The organism is Flavobacterium yafengii, from assembly GCF_030010375.1.
In the GTDB taxonomy this organism is placed as follows: domain Bacteria; phylum Bacteroidota; class Bacteroidia; order Flavobacteriales; family Flavobacteriaceae; genus Flavobacterium; species Flavobacterium yafengii.
In genome coordinates this window covers 229,753-241,846 of record NZ_JASCRY010000003.1, presented here as the reverse complement: position 1 = coordinate 241,846, position 12,094 = coordinate 229,753, and the positions used below count along the sequence as shown (strand labels likewise).

Here is a 12,094-nt window from a genome sequence, read left to right as displayed (position 1 = left end):
TAGATTTTTTTTTGCTAAATTGTTTACTACAATATATACATTCTATTTATAATTATTTAATCTATAATGTTGGGTAACTCTTTTTTAGTTCTTCAATAAAATAGGAGGTAGGCATCCCGGTTTTGGTCAAAAAAGCATTAGCAAACCGTTGCGTACTGCTAAACCCAGCTTCTTCAGCTAATGCCTTGTTTGTATAATTCCTTATTCTTTTATCTATTTTTAATATTGAAATTAGATAATCGATCTTTAAATCATTGATGTATTCCGTAAATTTCTTCTCTCTGTAATGGTAGATTATCTGTGACAGATATTTAGTATTAGAATCAAAAGCTACCGTGAGCTTTGCTAATGTTAAATCTTTTTCCAGAAATTTTTTATCCTTTTCAAATTTTTCTAATTGTTTCAAAACTGATGCAACGGTATCCTCATTTATGTCTAGTGCTCCTTTATTTATATTTTTGACTTGAACTTTAAGAACTTGGCTTTTTTTCATAAGCTCCTCAAATTTTTGTCTGTACATACTCTTGTTTCTAATATGTCTATAGGCAAGTAAAAGTATGGAGAAAAATAAAAAAATGATTACAGTTATAAATATGAAGTCATTGTGTTTTCTTTTATCAAGTTGGTTTTCAATATTTTTTTTCTCCGAAAGGATTTCTTTAGTATCATACTCTTTATGAATTCTACTGGATAAATATTGGTATTTATGGTCTAAAATACTGTCCGCTTTAAGTAATTTTCCAATGTAGTGAAGTTGTGCTTTCAGATTATCTTCGGACTTATAGTAGCGTATTATCAATTCGTAGTTCTCAAGGAGGTCAGGACGAATGTAACCTTTAGCATCAAAAATCACATCTACTTTTCTGAAATAAGGTAGGGCCATTTTAGGTTTCTTAAGTGCCCAGTAGCTTTTTCCGATATAAAAATACCCTACAGATTCATTTGCGAAATCTTCGTTTTCCTTTATCGCAGGTAGTGAATAGGTTATTTTTTTAATAGCTGTTGCGTAATTATTTTTGAAATACTGATTTATCCCTTCCGAGTGAATAAAATAGGACTCCATTTCATTATTAGCCAATCTTTTTCCTTCTGCCAGACCCTTTTCATTTGTTTCGGAACATAAACCGTAGTTACCTATTTTGTTATAGCAAAGCCCAATTAAATGGAGTGAATTCAAATACGCTCTGGCATTTTCATCTTTAAAATAAGTAATGCATTCCTGGAATAATGATAGTGCTTCATCATAAAACCTCAGATAGTATTTTATATTGGCAATATTATATTTCACCTTATAAATTAAATAGGTATCGTTAGTTTTAGAAATGAAATTATTTGCTATTAGGTAATTGTTTAATGCATAATTATGTTTTTTCTGAGCATAGTATACAATTCCCTTTGAAAGATAGGCGGAACCAATCAAGGCATTATCCCCCGATTTTTTTGCAGCATAAATCATGCTGTCTGCATACACTAGTTTTAAATTTTCAGGCGAGTAGTGAACATAATTTTTATAACCATTTACGATTTCTTCTGAATTCTTTTCTGCTGTAGCTTTTAATAAGAAGGTTCTAAGATACAGCGATTGTTTCACACTGTCTTTTTCTAAATCTTCTGCGCGCTCAAATAGATAATCGTAATTCTTATTTCGGAGTGTATCGGGGATTTTAAATCCATTTTGTTGTGCACAAACTTGGTTCCCTAAGCAGAGAGATAATATGAATAGATATATTTTAATCATAGGTTAAGTAAGAAATGGGGAACTATTTTCTCTACAAAATCAATTTTTAGCACAGGGCAATGCTTTACAAAAAGTCTTGGGATTGTTTTGCGAGAAATTACCTCAAATATAGTCTAAACAATTGATAATGATAAATTTTTAACAAAAAAAGGGGTGTGGATTTCCATGAAATCCATACCATAAATCGTGGAAACCCATAGGTAATGTGTTGCGATGCCGAAATTCAACTTCTAGCTTTGCCTTGAATTCAAAAGCAAAAATATTTGGCATCGTGCTAAATTAAAGTTCTGCTTACCCGGGTGAAATGAACTGACGAATAAAAGTACTCAGTACCATTTAACACATTTTAATCATGAAAAATATTTCATTATGCTTAGTGGTTTTTCCATTACTAATTATTTCCTGTACTGCTGACAGCGTTGATACTTCAGACAATAGTACTGATAGTAAAGTTAATAGCAAGAAATTAGAAAAATCAGCGCGTCTAGTAGAAAACTTGCCCCCTGAAAACCCGGCAAACGTTTATGACCTTGCCGGTAAGTTGCACAATGACATACTTGATACTTATTTGGCGGGTAATTATCAGTATAATACAATTTCACAAATTAGTCAACAGATTGAAGCCATAGCAGTTATGAATAATGATCTGGCACTTTTAAATTTTGCAACGAACGTACCTGTGAATCTTGAGGAGATACAAGCGATTGTAAATAATCCAGAGGCTGAACTCGATGAGGCTATTGTAAATTCGTCAATGACAAATGCAGCGAAAGGCAGCCTTTCCACCTTTATGAACGCAGCACTTTTATGGGAAAATGAGGAGTACGGAACGATTTATCAATCCATAGTTTCTTATGAATCATCGGTGATGACTAATTCTCAATTTAGCAGCGAGGACAAGAGAATAATCCTTACCACATCCTCTATAGCCAGGTATTCACTTTATTATTCCAAGGAGCGTAAAGATAAAGATTGGGAAACATCTGTAGGTAATCGGGTCGGAGGAGCAAGTGGCGCTTTGGATCAATCGCTTACCGCAATTAAGATGGCACTCATAACCGGTATTAGTCAAAATAATCTTGTAACAGATTAATAATGGACAGAATACTATTGATTGAAGCGAAAATAATAGACTCTTTTTACCTATTTCTGATCATTTTCAATCTGGTTAGCCTTTATTTCATCGTAGACTTATTGAGCTACGATGAAATAATTGGTTATCACGCAAACGGAGAGATAAAATGCTGTAATCCAAGGAATTTAGCATTTCTATTTTTCGGGACTACCGTTTCAAATTTATTGTTTGTTTCAGTTGCATTGTTAGCGAAATTACTTTCACAGAATCTTGTAAAAGAGATAAAGTAAAATAAGAGGTAATTCATTCATAGGCTCTATAAATTAAAATTTTAGTAAAAAATATTATTTTGGAAAGCAAGAAATCAGAATATAGTTATTTAGGATTGTTGGTTCATGTTCACGAAAATATTTCATCTAAAATGTCATGTCAAGAACTATTTAAGATGAACTGTTTTTCAATATTGATAGTGAACTTTGGTTATTTATGTATCCAAATAAAAGATACAGAGATTTATCTGTCTGCAAATGAAATTATCATGATTCCAACAAGGACTTCTTGTGAAATTTTGAATAGGAGTGATCAACTGCGGATTTCTGTGGTGTCATTTCCCTCAGCGTTTATTTTTAAAAACAGTATAAGGAGACCGTATGTAGGGTATTTTGAATTTTTTGTTACAAAAGTCCCTTCTAAGGTTTCTCTTAAAAGGAAAGACGTAGTAGTACTAATTGATTTATTTAAATTGATTGATAGTAAAAGAAGAAGTTCAAACGAGCACATTTTTAAAAATGAGGTAGTGCTCTTTAGTTTTAATCTATTACTGTATGAGTTAGCAAACATATATAGCAGATACTGCCGGTATATTAAAATAAAGTACACCAGAAAAGAAACAATTGTTATGCAATTTTTTAGAATTTTAGAAATTAATTGCAAGACACAACACGGTGTAAAGTTCTACGCTGATGCTTTGTTTATTACGACTGGTCACCTTACCAAAACGGTTAAGGAAGTAACAGACAAAACGACCAAGCAGTATATTGAAGAAGCACTTATTCTGGAGGCTAAGATCTTACTTCAAAACGAAGATTTGACCATTCTGCATATTATGGAAGAATTACAATTTAGCACTATTTCTTTTTTTAGCAATTTTTTCAAAAAATACACTTCGATGTCACCATCGGAATATCGTTTAAAATTAAATATCAATTCAATGGTTTAAATTAAAGGTTAGTAATAGTGATAATGTATTGATTAGAGTGCTTTTGATAATAAGTCGAAAGTACTATTTAGTAAACAAAAGTAAGAAGTATGAATCAGACCTATCTTTTAGAATGGCTGGATTTACTGGTAACTTTCACCCTAAATCCTAGCAAAACGAATGTAAATGCAATAACAGCAGTCCAGTCAAAGGCTATTGTTGAAAAGACACTAGAGCAAACACTATTCATCCAATCCCAATTCAAGATCAAAATTTTCTCTCTTAACAAGGAAAAGCAAATTAAGATTATCGTTGGGAACTATCATTCCTCCTTAATAATTTTCTTAGATAATGTGATCGAAAGAAGCCATAATGTTGAATTTGAGCGGCCTGATTTAAAAGAGGTTATAAACATGTTAATCTCGTGCTTTGATGAATTACTATCTTTTATAGAAACGAGGTTTCCCAACTACTTAACTTTAGATATGCGAGTACCTGCGACCTATTTGGTCGTATCAAAAAAGAAACTCAAACAGAAAATTGATAAATTGAAAAGTAGCGCAACTTTTACTGTAAATGATAAAAGATCTACCGCTATACTTTTTGATAATTTGTATTCTTTTGTAAATTCCAAGAGAAACAAAAAGATCACCTTTCGACAAGTACTGTACAGGAAGCAATTGATCAAAGAATTAGAATTGTTAGGATTCTTAGATAGGGCAGATCTACAAAGTTCCTCATTGAATGAGATTTTAATATATATGAACTTTAATAGCAGGTCATTCATAAGCTATTTTACACAGTGTGTAGCTGACAAAATAAATTGTTGCGAAAGTCCCACAGACAAAATGGAAAATCTTTTATTGTGTTTTAAAGAATTCAATCAGATTCATAGTAAAGACGGGGTGATCCTAAATCCGAATCACCAAGATATAAAAATAATCTTAAGCGATTGGTTCAAACATGAAATGATATATCTGGAGAAGAAGTTGCATTTTTCAGTTGTACCTCTGCGAAGTATAGATAAGAAACCAAATCAAACTGCGGTAATTGATGCAACTAGCGACAAAGTTTTATGCAAACTCTCTATAGACCAGACTGCATTAATACTGCGAGCCTCTGATGAATTGAAAATTCTCATCGCTAAATCAATGAATCATGTATTTAAAACAATAGTCCCATTCTTATCCACGCCTAACAAAGTCAATCTTTCTTATGATTCAATGCGGAGCAAATCTTACGTTGCAGAAGATAGAGATAAGAAAATCGTAATTGAAACATTAGAACGCATGATTAAACAGATAAAAGAATATTAATTGAATCGGAATAAATCTAAAATTTACAAAAATGAAAAAACTATCTTGCATTTTAACGGTTGCAATCATGACAATGACTGGTTGCAATACTAAGAACTTAGACGAAAAAACGGCTGTGGAACTTATTGTCAAGGAATACCGGTACCCGAGAGTTTTGGATTATGATATTTATCGCAGTGATCCACAGCATGCCCGAAAGGTTCGGCAGTCGGGATTGGAAGAGAAGGGATTAGTCACTGTTCTACGAACCCAAAAACTAAAGGATATTGGAGCGCCTTTGATACATTTTACAGATGCAGCTAAGCCTTATTTTCTACTTACTTCTGAAGATGATAAAAAAAGTAACATTCAAAAAGTAAAAATTGCGGATGAGGAATTTGGTACCATTATAGATATCAAAATTTGGAATTCTGGTAAAATGGCAATTGTAGGGTATAGCACCGTGCGAAATAACACTATTTTTGGATCCTTGTTGAGGAAAGGTTCTTCAACGATAAAGCAACACAAAGCTCATTTCTTACTAACGCAAAACGGGTGGCAGATTATGAAGAAGTCAGATGCTGATTTATTGATCCTCCAATAGGGAACAGGTTTATTGTGAAAGACGAGAGCTACCAAATTTAAGTTCTCTTTTCGTTTTAAAAAACTCGCTTAATCATACCGTTTATGGGACCTCCTCTTTGGAGTTTTTTTTATTTTTCTACATTTTTTTATCTTTTTTCCATTGATTTTGCTAGGGGTACAAAAGGAACAACTGGGGTACAACAAAAAGTTGGACTTGTGGCGCTTTGCGGTCTATCGTTTCTTTGCCCTGTAATGATGAACATCCCGGATTTGGAATACGTTTCAAATATCTGTGTTGGAAGAACTAATGTAGAACGATAAAATTAAGAGCGTATGTTTACAAACATTTCATGGGGCAATTATACAATTGTAGTTGTCCTGCTAGGAGCAAGTTGGTATTTATTTGTTGGGTTGCGATTTTACTTTACAGAACTTAAAGAGATCGCGACAGGAAAACGGAAGTTTCAATTCCAAAGTTATCCAGAAATCCAAACTAATTTAAGGTATCAGGAATCTCCTGATACTAGTTCATCTCAATCTTTTTTAACAGAATCCGACCAAACTTTTCAGGATATAGATCATCTGGTAGAAAGATTGAAAAATGTTGTCGCAGATGCGGCTCAAAGAAAATTGCTCCAACAGGAATTTGTCGATTATCTCGGATTGGTTCTTACCGAATATCCATCTGTGAAAAATTCTCCGTTTCGCTCCTCAGTCAGCGAACTGATTGTCTCTGAATGTGACAAACTCGAATCAATCCATTTAACCCAACAGGAAGCGGAAGCTATATGGAATGAAAAAAACTAATACAACATTGCGGAGGAAATGCCCCTGTCCGTCTCATGCGGTATGGTTTTATGTGATAGGAAAGAGGTATTGAGACAGTGGCTAAACCTCCGCTTTTTATCTAATTATTTGAATTTTTAAAATAATGTGTTATGAAAAAGTGTCTCTGGAATTTTAGAAAATTTACCCCACAAAGAATGAATATTGCCACTACAGTTTTGGTGCTGCTGGCGGTTAATTATCAAGCCCATGCCCAAGACGGTCTTGCAGGAATTAACGAGGCTAATGCGCAGGTGCGAAGCTATTTTGATGCGGGTACCCAACTAATGTATGCTATAGGAGCTCTTTTGGGTCTAATAGGTGCTGTGAAAGTGTATCAAAAGTGGAATGCAGGTGATCCGGACACTGGAAAAGTGGCGGCGGCTTGGTTTGGAAGTTGCGTTTTTCTAGTAGTGGTAGCTACGGTAATCAAATCTTTCTTTGGGGTTTAGATTAATTATTACGTAAGGTCGATTTATAAAAGAAGCAAATATTTAAGGAAATAGTACTATGGCAAACAGCGTATATCATATCAATAAAGGTCTTAATCAGAGTATTGAGTTCAAGGGTCTTAAAGCGCAGTATATATGGTATTTAGGAGGAGGTATTATAGTGTTGATGTTTTTCTTTTCGGGCATGTATATTCTCGGATTGCCATCGTTGGTCTGTATTGGTGTCATCGGTATTTCAGCGGCAGTATTGGTTATGAAAGTTTACAAGATGAGTCATAAATATGGAGAACATGGCATGATGAAAGCTTTAGCTAAAAGGCAGGTTCCCAAAGCGGTTAGAACGCCCAGCAGGAAAATTTTCAAAATGGGAAAATAACATTTTCCCGAAAATTTAAATACAGGTAAAAAGAGATAAAGATGGAAAAGATGATGGGTGATATTTTACCGATTATGGATGTGGAGCACGATTGTATCTTGTCCAAACAGGGTGATGTAACCGTAGTATTTAAGGCCGAGTTGCCGGAAATATTTACTTTGTCAGATCAAGAGTATGAAACGTTCCACCAAGCGTGGCTTAAGGCCATAAAGTTACTCCCAAAATTCAGTGTATTCCATAAACAAGACTGGTTTATTGATAGTACGTTTCAAGCTGATTTTACCAAAGAAGATACCAGTTTCCTCACACGAAGCAGTGAGCGGTTTTTTAACGAGCGTCCCTTTTTGGATCATTCGTGCTACATTTTACTGACCAAAAAACCTGCGGGCAGGAAAACATCCAGTTCCTTATTTTCTAATTTACTCAGGAGTTCAATAGTTCCCGAAGAAACATTAAAGGCACAACTGCGTCAGGAATTTATAGATAGTACGGGGCAATTCAGTCGAATATTGGAAGACAGCGGTTTTGTGAAATTAACCCGTCTGGGTAATGACGAACTCAGAAGTCATAGTAGAAAGATTGGAATTATCGAGCGTTACTGTTCCCTTTCTGAAAAAGAAGACTCTTTTGTTTTTAAAGATATCGCTTTCAACGACGGCTTGCAGGTTGGGGATAAACATTGCCAAATCTATACCTTAGGTGATGCAGCTGACCTGCCAGCGCTTTGCGGTTCCAGAATCAACTATGACCGATACTCAACTGATAAGACCAAATTCAGTATCGGCTTCGCATCCACCTTAGGACAGCTGCTTTCTTGTAATCATATTTATAACCAATATGTTTTTATAGAGGATGCTCAAAAAACGTTGCAGAAGCTAGAAAGTAAAAGCTTGCGATTACAATCTCTATCGGCGTATAGCAGAGCGAACCTTATTGCGCGGGATGCTACCAATGATTTTCTGAACGAAGCGATTAGCCAGCAGCGCTTACCGATAAAGGCTCATTTTAATGTATTGGTGTGGACAGCAGATAAGGAAGAACTGAAAAATATAAAAAATAAGGTTTCTTCAGCCTTGGCACAAATGGATGCAGCTGCCAAGCAGGAAACCGTTGGAGCAGCTCAAATTTATTGGGCAGGTATTCCCGGAAATGCCGCTGATTTCCCTATGAACGACACTTTTGATACGTTCGCGGAACAAGCGGTATGTTTCCTGAACATGGAAACTGGATACCGCTCGTCTTTAAGTCCTGTTGGAATACGTTTGGGCGACCGACTGACCGGTAAACCTGTACATGTTGACATCAGTGATGAACCTATACGAATGGGAATATGCACCAATCGGAATAAGTTTATACTCGGGCCCTCCGGAAGTGGGAAATCATTTTTCACTAACCATATGGTGAGAAGCTATTATGAACAAGGAACTCATATTGTAATTGTAGATGTAGGACACAGTTATAAGGGGTTGTGTGACATGGTGGGTGGGTATTATTTCACCTACGATGAAAAGAATCCCATCCGTTTCAATCCTTTTTATATCAGCGAAGGGGACAGCTTGGATACCGAGAAAAAGGAAAGTATAAAAACCTTACTGCTGGCGCTTTGGAAAAAAGACAATGAAACATTCAATCGAAGCGAGTATGTCGCTTTGTCCAACGCACTACAGTTATATTATGAAAAACTCGAAGCAAACAAAGAACTGTTTCCTTGTTTTGACAGTTTTTACGATTTCCTTAAAGGTGATTTCGTCAAGGTGTTAGAAGGGGATAAGGTAAAGGAAAAGGATTTTGATATCAATAATTTTATGTACGTATTGCATCCCTATTATAAGGGTGGAGAATTTGACTATCTGCTTAATGCTACTGAAAATCTTGAATTATTAAGTGAACGATTTATTGTGTTTGAATTGGACAATATCAAGGATCATCCGATACTTTTTCCGGTGGTGACCATCATCATTATGGAGGTCTTCATCAGTAAGATGCGTAAGCTAAAAGGGGTTCGGAAAATGATATTAATCGAAGAAGCTTGGAAAGCTATTGCTAAGGAAGGTATGGCAGAATATATAAAGTATTTATTTAAGACAGTTAGAAAGTTTTATGGAGAGGCAATAGTGGTTACACAAGAAGTGGAGGATATCATTTCGTCTCCCGTGGTCAAGCAGGCGATCATCAATAATAGCGATTGCAAAATATTGCTGGACCAGAGTAAATACCAAAATAAATTCGACCAAATTCAGGAATTGTTGGGACTTACGGAAAAGGAAAAAGCATTGGTTTTGTCGGTTAACAAAGCGAATGATCCCGATAAAAAATACAAGGAAGTATTTATCTCCTTGGGAGGAATGCTTTCTAAAGTCTATCGTACGGAAGTATCCCTTGAAGAATACCTGGCTTATACTACAGAAGAAACAGAAAAACTGAAAGTACAGGTGTATGCTAAAAAATTTGATGGAGACATCAAAAAAGGGATAGCGGCACTGGCTAATGATTTGCGTGAGCAAGCTTGAGGACAAAAAGGAAATAACACCCTGCCAATACTGGAGAAACAAACATTATAAATAATGAATTATGAAAGCAAAGAAAAAAATCATGGTCTGCTTGCTGTGCCTATTGCTTATAAGCACTCCTGCAAGACCGGCAGAAACAGTTGCGGCTGTTCCAATAATTGGATTGATTACCGCAGCCGTAAAGAAAGTTATAAAAGCAATTGACCTTCGGATCCAACGCCTACAAAACAAAACGATATGGTTGCAGAATGCTCAGAAAAAATTGGAAAATATGTTGTCGAAATTGAAATTGGAGGCGATTTCCAACTGGACACAAAAACAAAAAGATTTGTACAAAAATTACTATGAGGAACTCGCCAAAGTCAAATCCAGTATTACTTCCTATCAACGAATCAGGGATGTTACCCAAAAGCAAGTACGGCTTATTGCTGAGTACGAAAGGGCTTGGGAGCTGTTCCAGCAAGACGATCATTTTAATGCAAATGAATTAAACTATATGCAAAAAGTATATTCCGGCATATTGAGTGAAAGCATGAAAAATATCGACCAGATCTTTTTAGTATTGGACTCTTTTGCCATACAGATGAGCGATGCTAAACGGCTTAAAATTATCAACACTGCAGCCGATCAGATTGATGCGACTTATGATGATCTTTCTCAGCTTAACAGAGAGAACATCCAATTAAGTCTTCAAAGAGCAAAAACAAAAAGCGATGTGAATGTAATTAAGAAATTCTATGGTATTGGCAATTAAAAAAAATAAAGTCATGAAAAAAATACTGCTATTGCTACTTCTCACCGGACTTTTAAAGGGGAGTATTTACGCGCAACCAAAACAAAGAGAAGTACTACTAAAACAGATTGCTGCACTTAAAATGTATACCGGCTATGCTCAAAAAGGATATTCCATCGCTAAAAAGGGGCTGAACACGATAGGTAATTTTAAACGGGGGGAATTTGATCTTCATGCAGATTATTTCAATTCGTTAAAAATAATTAATCCAAAGATAAAAGACTATTCCAGAGTGTCTCAGATTATAGTACTTCAAGTAAAGATCTTAGATAAATACAAGAGTACACTAAAACAAGTTCAGGAAGATGATTTATTTCACGGTGACGAAGTGGCGTATATTAAGAGAGTAATGAACCGGTTGATTAAAAATGGTGATACTACTTTAGACGAACTGATTGTCGTTTTAACGCAAGGGAACCTGGAAATGAAAGACGACGAGCGCATAAACAAAATTGATTTCCTGTATCAAAATATGCTGGAAAGCTATATTTTTTGCGAGAGCTTCAGCGATCAAACCAGAATGATGTCTTTGTCTAGGAGTACTAATTTTAAGGATGTAAAAACCAGCCGTGTGTTGCAGGGCGTAAAAAATAATGTACCATGAAAAGACACCTGATTTTAATCATTATGATGATGGGATTAGTATTCCCATACAGCGTTTCTGCTCAATCCCAGGAAATGCAACAGTTGATTTTGAATATCGAAAAGTTGGCTCAGTTCAAACAGATACTTACCGATATGAAAAAAGGATATCAAATTCTTAATGGAGGCTATAATACCGTTAAAGATTTATCTCAAGGAAACTTCAGTCTTCATAAAACATTTCTTGATGCGCTGATGCAGGTGAGTCCAACGGTTCGAAAATACAAGAGAGTTGGTGCTATTATTCAATATCAACTGCTTTTGGTAAAAGAGTACAAGGCCGCCTTAAACCGATTCAGGAACAGTGGAAATTTCAATACAGATGAAATCGCTTACCTCGAAAAGGTGTATTCCAAGCTGTTCAAAGAGAGCCTCAGAAATCTGGATGAGTTGACCTCAGTCGTTTCTGCTAATACATTGCGAATGTCTGATGATGAAAGACTTACCGCCATTGACAAGGTCTATGGTGATATGCAAGATAAGCTCTCGTTTCTGCGAAGCTTTAATAACAATACCTCCATATTGGCAATCCAGCGAACAAAAGAGCGCAATGATGTAGAGGCAATGCGCAGCATCTACAAAGTAAATAACTAAATACATAATAA

The 12,094-nt window shown here is 35.4% G+C and carries 12 protein-coding genes; 11 read left to right on the top strand and 1 reads right to left on the bottom strand.

All coding sequences use genetic code 11. The features are described 5' to 3' along the window. Positions 1-61 precede the first annotated feature (61 nt). Positions 62-1,738 (bottom strand): AraC family transcriptional regulator, encoded by a 1,677-nt coding sequence (locus tag QLS97_RS11415; protein WP_282716786.1) that lies wholly within the window; start codon positions 1,736-1,738, stop codon positions 62-64. A gap of 352 nt (positions 1,739-2,090) precedes the next feature. On the opposite strand from QLS97_RS11415, the gene QLS97_RS11410 reads away from it, so the two are divergent. The 11 genes from QLS97_RS11410 to QLS97_RS11360 all read left to right on the top strand — a co-directional run bounded on the left by QLS97_RS11410 (position 2,091) and on the right by QLS97_RS11360 (position 12,083). Continuing rightward, positions 2,091-2,831, top strand: coding sequence for a hypothetical protein (locus QLS97_RS11410; protein WP_282716784.1), 741 nt, complete (start codon positions 2,091-2,093; stop codon positions 2,829-2,831). A gap of 331 nt (positions 2,832-3,162) precedes the next feature. After that, on the top strand, positions 3,163-4,032 hold the full coding sequence (locus QLS97_RS11405; protein WP_282716783.1) for a helix-turn-helix domain-containing protein: 870 nt from the start codon (positions 3,163-3,165) through the stop codon (positions 4,030-4,032). A gap of 89 nt (positions 4,033-4,121) precedes the next feature. Continuing rightward, on the top strand, positions 4,122-5,327 hold the full coding sequence (locus tag QLS97_RS11400) for a hypothetical protein (protein WP_282716781.1): 1,206 nt from the start codon (positions 4,122-4,124) through the stop codon (positions 5,325-5,327). Positions 5,328-5,358: 31 nt separating this feature from the next. Next, entirely contained in the window at positions 5,359-5,910 is a 552-nt protein-coding gene (locus tag QLS97_RS11395) for a hypothetical protein (protein WP_282716780.1), read from the top strand. 314 nt (positions 5,911-6,224) lie between these two features. Next, positions 6,225-6,698, top strand: coding sequence for a hypothetical protein (locus tag QLS97_RS11390; protein WP_282716779.1), 474 nt, complete (start codon positions 6,225-6,227; stop codon positions 6,696-6,698). Positions 6,699-6,829: 131 nt separating this feature from the next. Beyond that, positions 6,830-7,168, top strand: a complete 339-nt coding sequence (locus QLS97_RS11385) for a DUF4134 domain-containing protein (protein ID WP_428831785.1) — start codon at positions 6,830-6,832, stop codon at positions 7,166-7,168. Positions 7,169-7,226: 58 nt separating this feature from the next. Continuing rightward, positions 7,227-7,544 (top strand): DUF4133 domain-containing protein, encoded by a 318-nt coding sequence (locus QLS97_RS11380; protein ID WP_282716778.1) that lies wholly within the window; start codon positions 7,227-7,229, stop codon positions 7,542-7,544. Between the two features lie 41 nt (positions 7,545-7,585). Continuing rightward, positions 7,586-10,054, top strand: a complete 2,469-nt coding sequence (locus tag QLS97_RS11375) for a TraG family conjugative transposon ATPase (RefSeq protein WP_282716776.1) — start codon at positions 7,586-7,588, stop codon at positions 10,052-10,054. 61 nt (positions 10,055-10,115) lie between these two features. Then, a complete protein-coding gene (locus QLS97_RS11370) occupies positions 10,116-10,808 on the top strand; it encodes a conjugal transfer protein TraI (RefSeq protein WP_282716775.1) in 693 nt (230 codons plus the stop codon). A 31-nt stretch (positions 10,809-10,839) separates the two neighbouring features. Continuing rightward, a complete protein-coding gene (locus tag QLS97_RS11365; protein WP_282716774.1) occupies positions 10,840-11,451 on the top strand; it encodes a hypothetical protein in 612 nt (203 codons plus the stop codon). Next, positions 11,448-12,083, top strand: coding sequence for a TerB family tellurite resistance protein (locus QLS97_RS11360; RefSeq protein ID WP_282716773.1), 636 nt, complete (start codon positions 11,448-11,450; stop codon positions 12,081-12,083). The genes QLS97_RS11365 and QLS97_RS11360 overlap by 4 nt, the downstream gene beginning before the upstream one ends. The last annotated feature ends 11 nt before the right edge of the window (positions 12,084-12,094 follow it).

Coding starts and splice junctions, on each gene's coding strand:
- QLS97_RS11380 (WP_282716778.1), top strand. CDS start 7,227: ATGGCAAACAGCGTATATCATATCAATAAAGGTCTTAATCAGAGTATT.
- QLS97_RS11370 (WP_282716775.1), top strand. CDS start 10,116: ATGAAAGCAAAGAAAAAAATCATGGTCTGCTTGCTGTGCCTATTGCTT.
- QLS97_RS11415 (WP_282716786.1), bottom strand. CDS start 1,738: ATGATTAAAATATATCTATTCATATTATCTCTCTGCTTAGGGAACCAA.
- QLS97_RS11360 (WP_282716773.1), top strand. CDS start 11,448: ATGAAAAGACACCTGATTTTAATCATTATGATGATGGGATTAGTATTC.
- QLS97_RS11385 (WP_428831785.1), top strand. CDS start 6,830: ATGAAAAAGTGTCTCTGGAATTTTAGAAAATTTACCCCACAAAGAATG.
- QLS97_RS11375 (WP_282716776.1), top strand. CDS start 7,586: ATGGAAAAGATGATGGGTGATATTTTACCGATTATGGATGTGGAGCAC.
- QLS97_RS11390 (WP_282716779.1), top strand. CDS start 6,225: ATGTTTACAAACATTTCATGGGGCAATTATACAATTGTAGTTGTCCTG.
- QLS97_RS11400 (WP_282716781.1), top strand. CDS start 4,122: ATGAATCAGACCTATCTTTTAGAATGGCTGGATTTACTGGTAACTTTC.
- QLS97_RS11395 (WP_282716780.1), top strand. CDS start 5,359: ATGAAAAAACTATCTTGCATTTTAACGGTTGCAATCATGACAATGACT.
- QLS97_RS11410 (WP_282716784.1), top strand. CDS start 2,091: ATGAAAAATATTTCATTATGCTTAGTGGTTTTTCCATTACTAATTATT.